Below are 15,962 nucleotides of genomic sequence, written 5' to 3'. Positions count from 1 at the left end.
TGCCGCCGGAGCCGGACACAGTGACGCCATGACCGAAGCGAACCTGACCCGACGACCTGTGGCGCCTCCACGAGCGGTGGTCACGGCAGGGCGACGCGAGTGGCTGGCGCTGGCATTGCTCGGCCTGCCCACGTTTCTCGTCACGATGGACTTCTCGGTGCTGTACCTGGCCGTGCCACACCTGACGATCGATCTCGCGCCGAGCGGCGTCCAGCAGCTGTGGATCGTGGACATCTACGGCCTGCTGATCGCCAGCCTCCTGGTCACGATGGGCGCCATCGGCGATCGGATCGGCCGGAAGAGGCTGTTGCTGATCGGTGCCTTCCTGTTCGGCGCCGCCTCGGTGGCGGCGGCGTTCTCCACCAGCCCGGACCTGCTCATCGCCAGCCGCGCGCTGCTCGGCATCGCGGGCGCGGCAGTGATGCCGTCGGTGCTGGCGCTGATCACCGGCATGTTCGTGGACGACAAGCAACGTGCTCGCGCCATCGCCATCTATCTGACCTGCTTCATGGCCGGGCTGACGCTCGGCCCGCTCGTGGGCGGCGTGCTGCTCGAGTACTTCTGGTGGGGTTCGGTCTTCCTCCTCGCCGTACCGGGGCTCGTGCTGCTGCTGGTGTTCGGCCCGTCGCTGCTCCCCGATCAGAAGGCGCCGCAGGCCGGCCAGCTCGACCCCGTCAGCGTCGCGCTGTCGCTCGCGGCGATCCTGCCGTTCGTCTACGGGCTCAAGGAGCTGGCTCGGCACGGCTGGGAGTGGTTCCCCGCCGGGGCGATGGCGTTCGGCGTCGCGGCGGCGCTGGTGTTCGTCCGGCGGCAGCGGCGCCTGGAGCACCCGATGCTCGACCTGCGCATGTTCGCGAACCGCACGTTCAGCTCCGCGCTGACGCTGATGTTCGTGACCAGCGTGGTCGGCACCGGCAGCCTCCTGCTGGTCACCCTGTACCTGCAGAACGTCGCCGGTCTCACCCCGCTGGAGGCCGGGCTGCTCCTGGTGGCGCCGAACGTGGTGATGATCGTCGGCAGCCTGAGCACCCCGTCGCTGGGAAACCACCTCCGTCCCGCGTACCTGATCGCGGGCGGGCTGTCGGTCGCGGCGGCCGGCTACCTGGTCTTCACGCTGGCCGGCTCGGCGTCCGGCCCTCGGGCGATCGTGGTCGCGATGTGTGTCGCCATGCTCGGCACCGGGCCGCTGGCCGCGCTCTGCAACCACCTCGCCATGAGCGCGGTGCCGTCGGACCAGGCCGGCTCCGGCGCGTCGATCGTGCAGACGACCAACGAGTTCGGGCTCGGGCTCGGCATCGCCACGCTCGCCACGCTCGGGACCGCGGTGTACCGGGGCCAGGTCGATGGCGCGCTCGGCTCGCTCCCACCCGACGTGGCGAGCGCCGCCCGCGAAAGCGTCGACCGCGCGGTCGAGGCGGCCGATCGACTGCCTGTACAACAGAGCGGCGACCTACTGGCCGCGGCCCGCGAGGCGTTCACCTCCGGACTGCACGTCGTCGGCGTCGTGAGCGCGATCTTCTACGCCGGCCTGGCTGTGCTCGCCGCATGGGCATTCAGGCACGTGAGCAAGCCACGTGCCGATGAGACGACGGAAGGACCCAAGGAATGCGAACCATGATCACGAAGGGCCGGGCCATTCTCGACGGCAACCGCTTCATGACGCTCGGGACCGCGAACACGGACGGCGAGCCGTGGGCGTCGCCGGTCTTCTACGTCGCCGACGGGTACTCGACGTTCTACTGGATCTCCTCACCTGAGGCGACGCAGTCCCGCAACATCGCGGTGCGGCCTCGGATCGGCATCGTGGTGTTCAACTCGCAGCAGGTGCCGGGCTCCGGCGAGGCGGTGTACATGGCCGCCACGGCCGGCGAACTGACCGGACGCGAGCTGGACCGGGGCCTGGAGATCTACCTGGGCGCGGCGCCGTTCAGCAAGGGGCCCGAGGTCTTCCGGCCTCCCGGCGGGTACCGGGCGTACCGGGCGACGATCACCGAACACTTCATGCTCTGTCCGCAGGCGTCCAGTCAGCCGTGCCCGGTGCACGGCCGCACCTCTGACCACCGGATGGCGGTGCTCCTCTAGCCGCTGCGTCGCGGCCGGACGGGCCGGATCTCGTACGGCACAAGTGGAAGGAACGGATCATGGCCAAGATCGTGCTCTACATGTGGATGTCCCTCGACGGATTCATCACGGGGCCGGACGACGGGCCCGACCGGGGACTCGGGATCGGCGGCGAGCGCTTGCACCGGTCCCTCTTCCCCGACGACGGCGGACCCCGCACCATCCGTCCCGTCGATGAGGTCGGCGCCACCGTCATGGCCGACGTGATGGCCACCGGCGCCGTCCTCACCGGCCGGCGCACGTTCGACCACGGCGGCCGCTGGAACGGCGATCACCACGACGGCGTCCCGATCTTCGTCCTCACCCGCTCCGTCCCCGAGGAACCCACGTTCGGACACGCCCGCTACGTCACCGACGTCCCCGAGGCCGCGGCGCGGGCCCGGCAGGCCGCCGGCGACCGGGACGTCCTCCTGCACGGCGCGGAGGCGGCGCGAGCTCTCCTGCACGCCGGGGAACTCGACGAGATGTCCCTGCAGATCATCCCCGTGCTGCTCGGGCAGGGCCGCCGGCTCTTCGACGACCTGCCTCCCCAGCACGTCGAACTCGAACTGGTACGCGCCCTCGAGGGCCCAGAAATGCTGCACACCCGCTACCGGGTTCGGTCGACGGATGAGCTTCGGAATCGGGCGTGACGCACATGGGGAGACCGGTCTCCGAACTCCGCCACTCGAACCGAGTTTGAGCGGGCGTCGCGTGGCGGCGCGGCATTGGGTGGGATCACTGTGCTTACTGGGTGGCGCTGCTGTTGCCAGGGCAACAGTGATCCGCCCCACCCGGCGCAGCGAATCCACACGGTGGCGTTGGGGATCGCGTAGCGGTTCGCCGTTGTCGCGCAGTTCGCCGTTTTGCGATAGTGGGCCGTCCCCCTCCTGCCCATTTTCTCAGCCGCGGCACCGCGCCTCAAGCGGACCCATTGGCGCTTCGCGCGAGCGAAGCACCGCTTGACCCGCGGCACCGCGGTCTAAGAACGGGCAGCTATCAGGGGGACGGGGGAAGTGCGGGCACAGGCCCGCCCGGGCGAACGGTTGGCCGATGTCGGTTCGCCTAGCTGGCTGGCGTTCGCCGTTCGTGCCGGTGCGCCGTTTGGTGTCCTCGACTCCTGCGACCGTCGGCCGGCATCGAGGTGGCGGTGTCTTGACCCGCGCGGAGAGCACGTCACCCGCCGCAGCACCGGATGAGAGCCAAGGTCGTCGGCCATACGGTGCTTTCGCGGGTGACGGGCCCCCGCCGCGAGTGATGTGGCCGGGCCCCCGGCAGCGGACGGCGAGGTGTGCCCAGACTGCCCCGTCCCCCTGATAGGGCCCGGGGCCGCAAGGGGGGACGGCCAACGTGGCAGCCTCCGGCGAACGTGTCAGACCCGGGCGCACGGTCGGCCAGCCAACGCGAAACCCGAGCCGACCGAGTTGACCGGCGCGAGGATCACTCATCTAGCGTTTCCCGGCGGTGTAGGTCAGGTGGGTCACCCGGGATGATGCGTCCGCCCGGACCTGATCGAGGGCGAGACGGGCGGGGTCCACGCGGTCGAACAGGCGGATGCCGGTGCCGAACAGCACGGGCGCGAGGGTGATCGAGAACTCGTCGATCAGGCCGTTGTCCAGGTACTCCTGGATCGTCTCGGCGCCGCCGGCGATGCGCACGTCGCGACCCCCGGCGGCCGCGCGGGCCCGGTCGAGCGCGCTCTCGATGCCGTCGTTGACGAAGTGGAAGGTGGTGCCGCCCGGCCGCTCCCACGGCTCGCGCCTGGTGTGGGTGACGACGAACACCGGGGTGTGGAACGGAGCCTCCTCCGGCCAGGCCAGCTCGCCGGCGTCGAACATCCGCTTGCCCATGACGCTCACGCCGGTGCGCTCGTACGTCGCCCGCGCGATGTCGTTGTCGATGCCTTCCTCGCCACCCTCGCCGAGCTCGAGGTTCTCTCTGAACCACCGCTGCGGGAACGCCCACGCCTGCAGTTCCGACCACTTCGTCATCCACCGCTGGACCCTCGGGTCGTTCTGACCTTCGGGCGAGAAGACGAGCTCGACGGGCACGGCCTCGGGTGCCATGAACCCGTCGAGCGACATCGTCACGCTGAAGAACACCTTCCCGGCCATCAGCTCTCCGCTCCGTTCGGGGTGGTGTCCTTCCGGGTGAGTTCGGCGACGTAGGCCGCGAGGTTGCGCAGCGTCTGCTCGCCACCCTCGATCGCGTGGTACTTCTCCACCGCCTCGTCGCGGAGTTCCTTGGTGGGGAACACCGTGCGCATCACGATCCGGGTCTCGTCGCCGGCCGGCTCGAAGGCCAGCACCGACTCGAAGGCGTCGGGGTCGTCGCGGGACTCGCCATGCAGCAGCGCGATCCGCTCCGGCGGGACGATCTCACGCCAGGTGATCCACTCCGGGTAGTCGGTCCCGTCCGGCCCGTGCATCACGAAGTCCCAGGCGCCGCCGACGCGGAACTCGAAGGACCGTGTGGTGGTGGAGAACCCCTCCGGTCCCCACCACCGCGACAGGTGCCGGACCTGCGTGAACGCTTCGAACACCAGCTCTCGTGGTGCGCCGATGACCCGGGACATCACGATCTCGCGGTCCGCGATCACGTGACCGGGCTCACCGCCGCTACTGGCCGTCGCCATCCGATGGCTCCTCTCGCCGTGCCTGTTTCAGATCCTGGACGTACTCGTCCAGCCGGTCGAAGCTCCCGCTCCAGAACCGCTCGAAGCCGCCCAGCCACTCGTGCACCGGCCGCAGCCCGCGAGCGTCCAGGCCGTACAGCCGCTGCTTGCCCACCCTGCGGACCCGCACCAGCTCGACCTCCCGGAGCACCCGCAGGTGCTTGGACGCCTGCGGCTGGCTCATCCCCAGCCCTCGAGCCAGCTCGGCCACCGGCCGCTCGCCGCCCTGAAGCAGGACCAGAATCTCCCGCCGCTGCCGCTCGGCGATCGCGTTGAACGCATCCGAGGTCGTCGCCGCTCGTGCCATCGCCACATCATATGCCTATATCGGAAAGTGTCAACGCCCCGCCGACCGAGCCAAGATCGACAGCGTGGCCAGGAGCCGCCCTGCGGCTAGGATCCCTAGGCGATGCTGATGATGGTCTTGCCCGTGGAGCGCTCGGTGGGGTTGAGCGCCGCGACGGCGTCGTCGAGCGGTCGTACCGTGCCGACGCCGGCACGCAGCCGGCCGTCGCGGACGCGCGTGGCGAGCTGCGTGAGCTGGTCGCGGACGGCCTCCACGACGAAGAACACGGAGCGGCCGTCCGCGGGCCGCCGGGTGGGTGGTCCGGCGATGGTGACGAGCGTGCCGCCGGCCCGGACGAGGTCCACGGAGCGGTCCCCGATGTCGCCACCGATGACGTCGAACACGAGATCCACCGGTCCGGCCGAGATGAGCTCGCCGGTTCCCAGGTCGACGAACTCGTTCGCTCCGAACCCGAGTGCGGCGTCTCTGTCCGCGGTACGGCCGGTGCCGACGACATAGGCGCCGACTTCACGCGCGAGCTGCGTCACGACGGAGCCGACCCCGCCGGCCGCGCCGTGCACCAGCACGGTCTCACCGGAGCGGAGATGGCCGTGTTCGAAGAGGCCCTGCCAGGCGGTGAGGCCCGAGATCGGCAGGCTCGCGGCGGTGACGAAGTCGATGTCGGCCGGGAGCGGGGCGAGGTTCCGAGCCTCGACGGCCACGAACTCGGCGAGGGTGCCGTTGCGGGTCCAGTCGGCGAGGCCGAACACGCGCTGTCCGACGGTGAGACCGGTCGTGCCGTATCCGAGTTCGGCGACGACGCCGGAGAGTTCGTGTCCGGGGATACTCGGGGTGCGGTCTCGACCGGCGCGGTCGGTCCACGTAGATGGCCAGGTCAGTTCGCCCGGGGTGAATCCGGACGCGTGGACCCGAACGATGACGTCGTTCTCCGACGCGTCGGGTTCGGGCTGCTCGGTCAGCGTCATGCCAGCGGTGCCGGCGTCCGGATCGGTGACGGTGATGGCCTTCATGGTGATGTCCTCCTGGTCCACGGGTTCACCACGTAGACGACACACCCCCTGGCTGCGTCAGGTCGATGCGTCGGCCACGCGCCACAGAGTCAGCTTGTGCGGGTTCCACTGAATCAGCACATCCCGCACGTTCCCGGCCTCCGTCACCAGTTCGAGGACGCCGGTGACCGTTCCGTCGCGCTCGAACGTCAGCACCACGCCGCCTCCGGTCTCCCGGAGTGCGAGCGTGATCGGCGCCTGCCGGGTGAGGACGCCCACGATGAAGCGGGCGACCTTGTCCTGACCATGCACTGGGTTCAGCGCGGCCCTGGCGACGCCGCCGCCGTCGGAGCGGAGCGTCACACCCGGGTCGAGTAGGCGCAGCAGAGCCACCACGTCGCCGGTGTTCGCGGCGTGCCGGAACGCCTCTGTGAGACGCGCGCTCTCCCCGTGGGTGCTCGGCTCGGCATCGCTCGCGCCGATCCGTGCGCGCGCGGACGACGCGAGCTGCCGGACGGCGCCGAGTGAACGGCCGAGCACCTCCGCGATGTCCGCGACGGGGTAGTCGAACACGTCCCGGAGCACGAACGCGACGCGCTCGGCCGGCGTCATCGACTCCATCACGACCAGCAGCGCCATGCTCACCGACTCCGCTGTGACCGCATGCTCCGCAGGGTCGCGCGCCCTGAGCGGCGCCGTGACACGGAACCGACCGTCAGGGATCGGCTCGGGCAGCCACGGACCGACGTAGAGGTCGTGGCGTCGGGAGGCGCTCTTCAACACGTCCAGACAGACCCGGCTCGTCGTCTTGGCGAACCACCCCACGGGGTTGGTCACGTCCGCCCGGACCTGGTCGGCGAGCCGGTACCAGCGCACGAACGCTTCCTGCACGGCGTCCTCGGCGTCCGCAACGGTCCCGAGCATCCGGTACGCCAAACCCACCAGACGATCCCGCTCGACACCCGCAACAAGCTGCCACTCGGACACAACCCCATCATGGCCGCACAGCGCCGCCGGTTCGGCGTAGGTGACGCGCAACTCGTCGGGATCGTGGCGTCGACCGGTGGCGGGGCGCGACCAGGTCCTCAGGTGGGCAGATCCGCGATGTCGTGCCACCGGCGCGACGCCCACGATTCGTGGGCGACCTCCGCCAGCTGGATGCCACGGGCGCCGGCGAGGAAGTCCCACGGGAACGGCTCGTCCAGGACGACATGGCGCAGGAACAGTTCCCACTGGGCGCGGAACGCGTTGTCGTACGGTGCGACGTCGGGCACCGGTGTCCAGCCGGCCCGGTGCGCGATCGGGTCGGGGAGATCGGGGTTCCAGGTCGACCGCGGGGTGGTCTCGGCGGACTGGAGCTTGCAGTTCAGCAGTCCCGCGACGGCGCTGCCCCGGGTCCCGTCGACCTGCAGCTCGAACAGCTCGTCGCGATTCACGCGCACGCACCACGACGAGTTGAACTGGACGAAGACCCCGCGGTCGGTCTCGAAGGAGGCGTAGACCGCGTCCTCCGCGTCGGCGCGGTACGCGGCCCCGGCCTCGTCGATCCGCCGCTCGAGGTGAACGGCGCCGCGGGCGCTGACGGCCATCGGGCGGCCCACCGTGTGCTCCAGCACGTACTGCCAGTGCGGGAACATGTCGGAGATGATTCCGCCACCCTCGTTCGCCTTGTAGTTCCACGACGGGCGTTGCGGCGCCGGGTCGGGTCCCGGGTAGACCCAGTACCCGAACTCCCCTCGAACCGACAGGAGGTCGCCCAGCGCGCCACTCTCGATGACGCGCCGCAGCTTGACGATCCCGGGCAGGAACAGCTTGTCCTGGACGATGCCCTGCTTGATCCCCGCCTTGTTGGCGAGCCGGACGATGTCCATCGCCTGGCCGAGGGTCGGCGCCAGCGGCTTCTCGCAGTACAAGTGGACGCCGGCAGCGATGGCCCGGCGGACCGCGTCGGTGCGCGCGGAGGTCAGCTGCGCGTCGAAGTAGATCTCGGCGTTCTGTTCGCGAAGCGCCGCGTCGAGGTCGGTCGTCACCTCCGCCACGCCGTGCTCGGCTGCCAGCGCCTCCAGCTTGGACCGGTTGCGGCCCACCAGAACGGGTTCGGGCATGATGGCCTGCCCCGGTCCGACGGCAATGCCGCCGGCGGCACGGATGGCCAGGATCGAACGGATCAGGTGCTGGTTCTTGCCCATGCGTCCCGTGACGCCGTTCATCAGGATCCGGACGGTGCGCACGGCAGGGGAAGCCGTCGCCGGCGCAGCGCCGGAATGGGTGGTGCTGGTCATCGTCGTTGCCTCTCGTACTCAGCGCGGGAGCGACCTGCCGGCCGCGGACCGCTCACCCTCGTTCTGCCGCTCGCATGCCATTGAGGTTTCCGGTGTAGAAGGGGTCGCCTTCCGCGATCTCGCCGCGTTTGACGGTTCGGCCCGTGACGGCCGACTTGTACATCGACGCGAGGAACTCGACGGTCGGCCGAACGTGATCGAGCGAAGCCGGCGGCTGCTCACCGGCGCGGAGGGCATCGACCATCGTCGCGAACTGCGCCGCGTGGCTGCTGCCGACGTCAGGCACGCCGGCCCAGGGCGCGACGGCCTTGCCGTCGGGTCGAGGCGTGAAAGCCCAGTTCGCCGTCGTGTACCGGTATTCGGCGTTGACCTCGACCGTCCCCTCCTCGAAGTCGAGGCGGACGGCGGTGTTCTGCCGCGGGGAGACGGTGGAGGCGCCGAAGCTCATGACCGCGCCGTTCGCCAGCCGCACGTTGGCCATGGCCACGTCCTCGACCTCGATCTGGTGCCCGACCGTGGCGGTGAAGGCCGAGACCTCCTGCCAGTCGGCAACCAGCGAGAGGACGAGGTCGATGGCGTGCGTGCCGTTGGTGGTCGTCGCTCCCCCCAGCTCCGACTCCCAGCGCCCTCGCCATGCGACGTCGTAGTAGGACTGATCCCGGAAGAACATCGTGTGACACAACCCCGTTCTCAGCTCTCCCAGGGTTCCCGACGCGACGGCGTCCCGCAGCGCGCGGGCGGCGGAGCCGAATCGCCATTGGCAGACGGTGACCAGGTGGCCGGGGCTCTGCGCTTCGACCTCCTCGAGACGGGCGACGTCCGCCAGTGAGTCCGTCAGAGGCTTCTCGCAGAACACGTTCGCCCCGCTGCGCAGCACGAGAATCGCCTGCTCGGTGTGGAGCACGGGCGGGGTGCACAGGTGGACGACGTCGGGCGATGACGCGGCGATCGCCGTCTCGAGATCCGCGTAGCCCGGGACGTCGAACGTGTCGCAGAATGCCGCGCGCCGTTCCTCGTCCGGGTCCACGGCGCCGACGAGGACCGCGGCGCCACCCTGCGCGCGCACCGCCTCGACATGCATGGGAGCGATGACGCCGGTGCCCACGATCAGTGACTTGAGGGGGTCCATAGAGCTGGCCGAGCCTTTCTGCTGGTCGGTGCGCTGGGAGCGCTCTTTCCTGGTACGTGCTGATCCGCGCGGGCGGTGGGTCAGCCGGGGAAGCCGGTGACGAACTCGACGAGAGCGTCGGCGACCCCGGCCGGGTCGTCGTCGTGGACCCAGTGGCTGCAGCCGGCGAGCTCCACGAGTCGCGCACGGGGCTGGACGGCGACCATCTCGGCGGCGGCCTCCTGGGTCAGCAGGAAGCTGTCGGCCCCGCGTAGCAGCAGGATCGGCACCTCGAGGTTCCGCCAGGCCTCGGAGTAGTCGCCCACGAGCGCGTGCTGCGACGCGACCACGTCCTGGTAGTCGAAGGCGAATCCCCAACCTTGGTGGTCGCGGACGGCGCCGAGCATGAAGTACCACGGGTCGTCGATGCCGATGTCCCGCAGAACCGCGGCCAGCCCGAGAAACGTCGTGGTGCGTACGGGCAGCCTGGACACGTCGAGAACGGCCGGTGGCACCCTCATCGGCTGGTCCTCGACGACCAGCGCCGAGACCAGGTCGGGTCGACGCCCGGCGAGCAGCATCGCGTGGGTGCCGCCCATCGAGTGGCCGAACAGCGTCACCGGGCTCGACGCGTGGTGCTCGAGGAAGGCTTCCAGCAGCGTCAGGTAGGACTCGACGTCAGGCCCGGTTCCCGGTCCGGCCGTCCCATGTCCGCGCTGGTCGGGAGCGATGAGCCGGACCCGGCCACGCGCCGCCCGGGCCAGCGCGCCGAACGACATGGACGTCCCGAAGTGACCGTGGATGCCGATCACGTGCGGCCCGGCGCCGCCGTAGTCGTGAAACGGCAGCGGCGCCGGCTCGAGGTTCATGGACGCTCCACCTTCCGTAGCGGTGCGGCCGTCACGGCTCGTTGACGTCCCGGGATGGAGTCGAGGAGCCGCCGCGTGTATTCATGCTGGGGCGCACGCCAGAGCTGTTCCGTCGGCCCTTCCTCGACGATCGATCCCTCCCGCATCACGAGGCAGCGATCGGCGACCTGGCGGACGATCCCGAGATCGTGGGAGATGACGAGCAGGGCCATCTCCTGCTCCTGCCGCAGCTGGAGCAGCAGGTTCGCCAGCTGCGCCTGCGCGGACGCGTCGAGCGCCGCGAAGGGCTCGTCGAGGACCAGCAACCGCGGGTTGACGGTCAGGGCGGCGGCGATGGCGGCGCGTTGCCGCTGGCCACCAGAGAGTGCGTCGGGTCGACGATCGGCGAAGCTCGGCGCCAGTCCGACCTGTTCCAGGACGGTCGCCACCTCCGGCGTGCGCAGTCTCGGCGCTCCGTCGCGTCCATCGGCGACCTGGCTGCCGATGGTCCGGCGTGGGTTCAGGCATGCGGACGCGCTCTGGAAGACCAGCTGCAACGTCAGCAGCTCGCGGTCCCTGCGCCGGCGACCGAGTGCGTGGACGTCCCGGCCGTCGTAGCGGACCTGGCCGTCGTCGAGGTCCTGGAGGCCGACCAGCGATCTGGCGAGGCTGGACTTGCCGCAGCCGCTCTCCCCGACCAGGGCGACGATCTCGGCCGGCGAGACCTGCAGGTCGACTCCGCGGAGTACCTCGTGGCGGCCGGCGCCCGCGCCATAGGAGAGTCGCAGCCGTTCGGCGGTGAGCAGCGTCATCGGACCACGCTCCTGAGTTCGAACGGATCGACCGTGCAGCTGAAGGTGTGTGGCTCGGCGCCGTCGGGGCCGGTGGCACGTGGGCCCGGTGGGTCGGTCTGACACGGGACGGTCGCGAATCGGCACCTCGGGTGGAAAGCGCAGCCGGCGGGACGGTCCGCCGCCGACGGCGCCGTGCCGGCGATCGGCACCATGGGGCGGAGGTCATCGAGCCCTTGGTCGGGAAGGGCATCGAGCAGCGCCCGGGTGTAGGGGTGCCGCGCGTGGTCCATCACGTCCCGGGTGGAGCCCGACTCGATGACGCTGCCCGAGTAGAAGACACTGACCCGGTCGCAGAGTTCGGAGAGAACCCCGAGGTCGTGGGTGATCATGACGATGGACGTGCCGTGCTCGTCGCACAGCCTGCGAAGCAGCGCGAGGACGCCGGCCTGGACGGTGACGTCCAGGGCGGTCGTGGGTTCGTCGGCCACGATGAGGGTCGGGTTGCATGCCAGTGCGGCCGCGATCGCGATGCGCTGCCGCATGCCGCCGCTGAACTGATGCGGATAGCGGCCCATGGCCTGCTCCGGGTCGGGCAGGCGTACGTCGTCGAGCAGGTCGAGGGCACGCCGCTCGGCCTCGGCGCGACGCAGCCCCAGATGCTTGCGCATGTGGTCGGTCAGCTGACGGCCGATGCGCAGCATGGGGTGCAGTGACGTCGTCGGGTCCTGGAAGACCATGCCGATATGGCGGCCCCGTATCGTCCGCAACTCGGACTGCGACAGGCCCACCAGGTCCCGGCCGTCCAGGACGGCGGAGCCGGTGGCGCGGGCGCCGTGCGGCAACAGCCCCAGCACGGCCCGCATCGCCATGGTCTTTCCCGAGCCGCTCTCGCCCGCGATGCCCAGGATCTCGCCGCGGCGGACGTCGAAGTCGACGCCGCGAAGGATCTCGACCTCGGACTCTCCGCTGCCGACGCTGACTCGCAGGTTGCGTACGCTGAGCGCGGGTGTGGTCATGTCGCCCCCTTGGCGGTGTCTGCCTGCTGCCCGCCGAGGTGGGCACGCACCCTGTCGCCGACGATGTTGAAGGCCAGGACGACCGTCACGATGGCAGCCCCGGGGAAGACCGCGATCCACCACTCGCCCAGGTTCTGAGTGCCTTCGCCGATCATCGACCCCCAGTCGGCGGCCGGGGCCTGCACTCCGAGCCCCAGGAACGAGATGGCGGCCAGCAGCAGGATCTTCTCGCCGATGTCCACCGTAGCCAGCACCAGAACGGGTGCGTGCAGGTTCGGCGTGATCTCGCGACGAAGCGCGGTGCGTCCCGAAACACCGCGAAGGCGCGCGGCCGCGACGAACTCGGAGTTCCGAAGCGCGAGGACGTGGCCCCTGACGACCCTGGCATAGGGCGGCCACGCCAGTACGGCGATGGCGAGGGTCGCGTTCTGCAGTCCCGGCCCGAGCGCGGCCGTGATCGCGAGCGCGAGCACCACCCCCGGAAAGGCGAAGACCAGATCGGTCAGCCGCATCACGATCTCGTCGATCCAGCCACCGAAGTACCCCGCCAGAGCTCCGATCAGAGCGCCGACGAGGCTGGAGACGATCACGAGCGCCGTGGCGATCGGCACCGAGAGCCGCGCGCCGGCGACGACGCGGCTGAAGACGTCGCGGCCGAGCCCGTCGGTTCCGAACCAATGCGCGCCCGACGGCGGCGCGAACAGGTCGGGGGTGACCGCATTCGGCGGGTGGTCGAGCAGCAGCGGCCCGAACGCCCCGACGACGAGCCACGACACCACGATCACCGAACCCAGCAGGAGCGCCGGATCGTGCAGGATGACGTGGCGTCGCCGCGATCGGCCCACGTCCACCACGGAGTCGTGCACCATCGAAGCCGTCATGTCGTCACCCGCATCCGCGGGTCGACCACTCCGTAGAGGAGGTCGACGCTGAGGTTGATGATGATGTACGCCACCGTGATGACGAGGCACACGCCCATCACCGCCGGGAAGTCGAGTCTGATCGCGCTCTGGTAGGCGTAGCTCCCCATCCCCGGCCACGAGAAGACCTGCTCGACCAGGAGGGTGCCGACGAACGCGTTGGCGAGGGCCAGACCGACCACCGTGAGGATCTGGGGTGCCGCGGCGCGCAGGACGTATCGCACGATCACGGTCGGCTCGCCGAGCCCTTTCGCTCGGGCGTTGCGCACGTAGTCCTCGCCGAGGACGTCCAGGATCGAACTGCGAACGAACCTGGTGAGCAGCGCGATCATGGGTAGCGCGAGCACCGCGGCCGGAAGGACGAGGTGCCGGGCGGCGTCCATCGCCAGAGCGACGTCTCCGCTGATCAACGCGTCGACGGTGTACAGGTGCGTTCGGCTGGGCGGAGGCACGTACTCCAGCGAGAGGCGGCCACCACCGGGAACCCAGCCCAGCCGGAAGAAGAAGAGGTACAGCGCGACCAGCCCGACCCAGAACGACGGCGCGGACATGCCCAGCAGCGTGCCGCCGAGAACCGCCTTGTCCGAGGGCTTGCCCCGGCGCAGCGCCGCGACAGTGCCGAGCGGGATGCTCACCAGCAAGGCGATGATCATCGCCGCCAGGGCCAGCTCCACGGTTGCCGGAACTCGTGCGGCGAGGTCGGCGGAGACGGCTTGGCCGGTCTGGATCGACTGACCGAGGTCACCGTGCAGGAGCCGCCACAGGTAGGTCAGGTACTGCACCGGCAGCGGCTGGTCGAGGCCGTGCTTCTCGCGGTAGGCCTCGACGATGGCGGGATCCTGCGCGGCCTCGGTCCCGAGGTTGGCCACCACCGGGTCGGTGGGCACGAACCGCGACACGGCGAAGACCGCCGCCGTCACTCCGACCAGCAGAAAGCTGGTCGAGAGCGCGCGACGCGCGATGAACCGCATGACCGGCGGCCGCCGCCGCGTGGCGGTCCGCTTCGGCCCGGCGCCGGCCGGGCCCGCGGCTCGATCGAGCGTGGCCGTCATGAGGCGTCCCGGATCTGGGTCAGGTCGACGCCGTAGTTGGGGCTCACCTCGACGTTGTCGACGTCCCGGGTGCTCACCACTGTCGCGACGGGGGCCACCAGCGGGATGTAGGGCCCGGACGCATTCAGCACGCGCTGGAACTCCTGAACCAGGCCGTCCCGCTCGGCCTGGTCCAAGGTCGACCTCGCCCGGTCGGCCAGCGACGTGAACTCCGCGTTCGCGGACGAGGGCGTCCAGCCCCACTGGACCGCCTGGACCTGCCCCGGGGCCATGTCGAGATAGGCCGCGCTGTCGAAATAGGTCGAGCCACGGCCGGACAGCCCGAACGCGATCTCGCCCTGGCCGAACTTGGGGAACAGCGTCGATCCCGGCTCTCCGACCAGGCTCACCTCGAACCCGACGCCGTTGAGGTCCTGCTGCATCTTGGCGGCGAGGGTCTCGTAGGCGAGGCCGTTGAGGGTGACGTCGGACGGGTAGTAGAGCTCCAGCGTCCGCATGTCCGGCGGGAGGCCGCCGACGAGCTGAGTGGATCGGCCCGTGTCCTGGACGACCGCGTCCTCGGCGGCCAGGTGCCCCGGCATCCAGCTCGGCACCACGCCGGCCATCTGCTCGCCGCCGGCGCCGGCGAGCTGAGCCAGGCCCTCGTAGTCGAGGGCGTACCGGATCGCTTCCTGGACACGGGGGTCGGCCATCGTTTCGGAGACCGCGGGGTTCATGTTGGTCGCGGCGAAGAAGGTGAAGCGCGACGCCTGGTAGGCGACCTCGAGCTGGGCGTTCGACTCCAGCTTCTCGGCCTCGCGGCTGCCGATGTCGAGTGCGATCTCGTGCTCACCACGGGCCACGTTGGTGACCTGGCTGGCGGCCTGGACGTTGCGGATGACCACCTGCGCGAAGGGTGCGTCGTCGATCCAGGCATGCGGGTTGCGGCCGAGGCGGATCTCGGAGGCCGCGTCGAAAAGGTTGAGAACGTAGGGGCCGCTGCCCGCGCCGACGCTGTCCTTCGACGCCAGCCACTTCTCGGCGGTGTCGGTCTTCGCGGCGTCGACGGCATCCGTGGCGCCGTGCTCGCGGGCCAGGTCGGCGTTGATGACGGCGAACGGCGGCGTCGCCGTGATGGCGGGCACCGAGGCGTTCGGCTGCTCGGACTCGATCACGACGGTGTCCTGGTCGGGCGCGGACACCGACAGTCCCGCCATGAGGAACGACGCGTTGCTCCCGATGTTCTTGAGCCGGTTGAGCGAGAAGACGACGTCATCGGCGGTGACCTGCGATCCGTCTGCGAAGGTCGCGTCGGCGTTGAGCTCGAAGGTGAACGTCCTCGCATCCTCGGAGCTCTCGAACGAGGTGGCCAGCAGTGGCTCGACCTCGGTGCCGCCGCCGCGCACGGTGAGCAGGCCCTGGTAGACGCCGTGACTGGCGAGGAACGCGGTGGGCGTGAACCCGCGTGCCGGGTCGATCGAGTCGAGCGTGAACGACGTGTCCACGACGAGGGTCGCGGCGCCGTCGCCCGTACCACCCGCGCCGTTCCCGCAGGCGGTCAGTGACGCAGCCATCAGGGCGGCGACCGCCGCGGCGACGAGTTTCGTCCTCCGTCGCCGGGACGCGTCGCGTCGCGGTGCTTCCTCCACACCGGGCCAGCTGAGCTCCATGCGTTCCTCACTCTCGGACGGCAATCGTTTTCCTTTGTAGCCCAGGTCACACCGAGGTGTCAACGGCCGGCTGCGCATGCCGGCTGCGCCCAGAAACCCCAGAACAACGCGCTCACGTGCGCTGTGGCGCGGAGCGCACGCTCGACGACACGAGACCGGCGCTCGCCAGAGTCGACCTGCTGAGGGATAATGTTTGCCGTCAGACCTCGTCCGGCCAGGACGG

General features: G+C 70.1%; 16 protein-coding genes. 3 read left to right on the top strand and 13 right to left on the bottom strand.

Translation table 11 applies throughout. The features are described from left to right. Positions 1 to 28 precede the first annotated feature (28 nt). From ACW62_RS11005 to ACW62_RS10995, 3 genes are read left to right on the top strand one after another with little or no spacing between them, the layout of a single operon-like run. Complete coding sequence (locus ACW62_RS11005; RefSeq protein ID WP_053204153.1) at positions 29 to 1,618, top strand: MFS transporter; 1,590 nt, start codon at positions 29 to 31, stop codon at positions 1,616 to 1,618. Next, on the top strand, positions 1,615 to 2,082 hold the full coding sequence (locus ACW62_RS11000; RefSeq protein ID WP_053204152.1) for a pyridoxamine 5'-phosphate oxidase family protein: 468 nt from the start codon (positions 1,615 to 1,617) through the stop codon (positions 2,080 to 2,082). The genes ACW62_RS11005 and ACW62_RS11000 overlap by 4 nt, the downstream gene beginning before the upstream one ends. 59 nt (positions 2,083 to 2,141) lie before the next feature. Then, a complete protein-coding gene (locus tag ACW62_RS10995; protein ID WP_053204151.1) occupies positions 2,142 to 2,753 on the top strand; it encodes a dihydrofolate reductase family protein in 612 nt (203 codons plus the stop codon). A 795-nt stretch (positions 2,754 to 3,548) separates the two neighbouring features. Here ACW62_RS10995 and ACW62_RS10990 read toward each other — a convergent pair. The 13 genes from ACW62_RS10990 to ACW62_RS10930 all read right to left on the bottom strand — a co-directional run bounded on the left by ACW62_RS10990 (position 3,549) and on the right by ACW62_RS10930 (position 15,739). Beyond that, positions 3,549 to 4,214, bottom strand: coding sequence for a dihydrofolate reductase family protein (locus ACW62_RS10990; RefSeq protein WP_053204150.1), 666 nt, complete (start codon positions 4,212 to 4,214; stop codon positions 3,549 to 3,551). After that, the gene (locus ACW62_RS10985) at positions 4,214 to 4,735 is read right to left on the bottom strand and encodes an SRPBCC family protein (RefSeq protein WP_053204149.1); all 522 of its coding nucleotides are present in this window, start codon (positions 4,733 to 4,735) and stop codon (positions 4,214 to 4,216) included. Before ACW62_RS10985 ends, ACW62_RS10990 begins: the two co-directional genes overlap by 1 nt. Further along, the gene (locus ACW62_RS10980) at positions 4,719 to 5,081 is read right to left on the bottom strand and encodes an ArsR/SmtB family transcription factor (protein ID WP_053204341.1); all 363 of its coding nucleotides are present in this window, start codon (positions 5,079 to 5,081) and stop codon (positions 4,719 to 4,721) included. Before ACW62_RS10980 ends, ACW62_RS10985 begins: the two co-directional genes overlap by 17 nt. 95 nt (positions 5,082 to 5,176) lie before the next feature. After that, entirely contained in the window at positions 5,177 to 6,091 is a 915-nt protein-coding gene (locus ACW62_RS10975; protein WP_053204340.1) for an NADP-dependent oxidoreductase, read from the bottom strand. Between the two features lie 57 nt (positions 6,092 to 6,148). Next, the gene (locus tag ACW62_RS10970) at positions 6,149 to 7,108 is read right to left on the bottom strand and encodes a sigma-70 family RNA polymerase sigma factor (RefSeq protein WP_205629281.1); all 960 of its coding nucleotides are present in this window, start codon (positions 7,106 to 7,108) and stop codon (positions 6,149 to 6,151) included. A gap of 47 nt (positions 7,109 to 7,155) precedes the next feature. Continuing rightward, positions 7,156 to 8,352 (bottom strand): Gfo/Idh/MocA family protein, encoded by a 1,197-nt coding sequence (locus ACW62_RS10965; RefSeq protein WP_053204147.1) that lies wholly within the window; start codon positions 8,350 to 8,352, stop codon positions 7,156 to 7,158. 52 nt (positions 8,353 to 8,404) lie between these two features. Continuing rightward, positions 8,405 to 9,457: a Gfo/Idh/MocA family protein gene (locus ACW62_RS10960; RefSeq protein ID WP_169792036.1), complete on the bottom strand. Its 1,053-nt coding sequence runs from the start codon at positions 9,455 to 9,457 to the stop codon at positions 8,405 to 8,407. A gap of 104 nt (positions 9,458 to 9,561) precedes the next feature. Continuing rightward, entirely contained in the window at positions 9,562 to 10,329 is a 768-nt protein-coding gene (locus tag ACW62_RS10955) for an alpha/beta fold hydrolase (protein WP_053204145.1), read from the bottom strand. Further along, the gene (locus ACW62_RS10950) at positions 10,326 to 11,120 is read right to left on the bottom strand and encodes an ABC transporter ATP-binding protein (RefSeq protein ID WP_053204144.1); all 795 of its coding nucleotides are present in this window, start codon (positions 11,118 to 11,120) and stop codon (positions 10,326 to 10,328) included. Before ACW62_RS10950 ends, ACW62_RS10955 begins: the two co-directional genes overlap by 4 nt. Then, on the bottom strand, positions 11,117 to 12,118 hold the full coding sequence (locus tag ACW62_RS10945) for an ABC transporter ATP-binding protein (protein ID WP_083459626.1): 1,002 nt from the start codon (positions 12,116 to 12,118) through the stop codon (positions 11,117 to 11,119). Before ACW62_RS10945 ends, ACW62_RS10950 begins: the two co-directional genes overlap by 4 nt. Beyond that, positions 12,115 to 12,999, bottom strand: coding sequence for an ABC transporter permease (locus tag ACW62_RS10940; RefSeq protein ID WP_205629280.1), 885 nt, complete (start codon positions 12,997 to 12,999; stop codon positions 12,115 to 12,117). The genes ACW62_RS10945 and ACW62_RS10940 overlap by 4 nt, the downstream gene beginning before the upstream one ends. Continuing rightward, entirely contained in the window at positions 12,996 to 14,090 is a 1,095-nt protein-coding gene (locus ACW62_RS10935) for an ABC transporter permease (RefSeq protein WP_083459624.1), read from the bottom strand. The genes ACW62_RS10940 and ACW62_RS10935 overlap by 4 nt, the downstream gene beginning before the upstream one ends. After that, complete coding sequence (locus tag ACW62_RS10930) at positions 14,087 to 15,739, bottom strand: ABC transporter substrate-binding protein (RefSeq protein WP_053204143.1); 1,653 nt, start codon at positions 15,737 to 15,739, stop codon at positions 14,087 to 14,089. The genes ACW62_RS10935 and ACW62_RS10930 overlap by 4 nt, the downstream gene beginning before the upstream one ends. Between the last annotated feature and the right edge of the window lie 223 nt (positions 15,740 to 15,962).

It is taken from the genome of Jiangella muralis (assembly GCF_001270745.1).
GTDB lineage: Bacteria > Actinomycetota > Actinomycetes > Jiangellales > Jiangellaceae > Jiangella > Jiangella muralis.
This window is presented reverse-complemented; position numbering and strand designations above follow the sequence as displayed.

Excerpts from the sequence above, each read along its gene's own strand:
- ACW62_RS11005 (WP_053204153.1), top strand. The coding sequence starts at position 29 with ATGACCGAAGCGAACCTGACCCGACGACCTGTGGCGCCTCCACGAGCG.
- ACW62_RS11000 (WP_053204152.1), top strand. The coding sequence starts at position 1,615 with ATGATCACGAAGGGCCGGGCCATTCTCGACGGCAACCGCTTCATGACG.
- ACW62_RS10995 (WP_053204151.1), top strand. The coding sequence starts at position 2,142 with ATGGCCAAGATCGTGCTCTACATGTGGATGTCCCTCGACGGATTCATC.
- ACW62_RS10990 (WP_053204150.1), bottom strand. The coding sequence starts at position 4,214 with ATGGCCGGGAAGGTGTTCTTCAGCGTGACGATGTCGCTCGACGGGTTC.
- ACW62_RS10985 (WP_053204149.1), bottom strand. The coding sequence starts at position 4,735 with ATGGCGACGGCCAGTAGCGGCGGTGAGCCCGGTCACGTGATCGCGGAC.
- ACW62_RS10980 (WP_053204341.1), bottom strand. The coding sequence starts at position 5,081 with ATGGCACGAGCGGCGACGACCTCGGATGCGTTCAACGCGATCGCCGAG.
- ACW62_RS10975 (WP_053204340.1), bottom strand. The coding sequence starts at position 6,091 with ATGAAGGCCATCACCGTCACCGATCCGGACGCCGGCACCGCTGGCATG.
- ACW62_RS10965 (WP_053204147.1), bottom strand. The coding sequence starts at position 8,352 with ATGACCAGCACCACCCATTCCGGCGCTGCGCCGGCGACGGCTTCCCCT.
- ACW62_RS10955 (WP_053204145.1), bottom strand. The coding sequence starts at position 10,329 with ATGAACCTCGAGCCGGCGCCGCTGCCGTTTCACGACTACGGCGGCGCC.
- ACW62_RS10950 (WP_053204144.1), bottom strand. The coding sequence starts at position 11,120 with ATGACGCTGCTCACCGCCGAACGGCTGCGACTCTCCTATGGCGCGGGC.
- ACW62_RS10945 (WP_083459626.1), bottom strand. The coding sequence starts at position 12,118 with ATGACCACACCCGCGCTCAGCGTACGCAACCTGCGAGTCAGCGTCGGC.
- ACW62_RS10940 (WP_205629280.1), bottom strand. The coding sequence starts at position 12,999 with ATGACGGCTTCGATGGTGCACGACTCCGTGGTGGACGTGGGCCGATCG.
- ACW62_RS10935 (WP_083459624.1), bottom strand. The coding sequence starts at position 14,090 with ATGACGGCCACGCTCGATCGAGCCGCGGGCCCGGCCGGCGCCGGGCCG.
- ACW62_RS10930 (WP_053204143.1), bottom strand. The coding sequence starts at position 15,739 with ATGGAGCTCAGCTGGCCCGGTGTGGAGGAAGCACCGCGACGCGACGCG.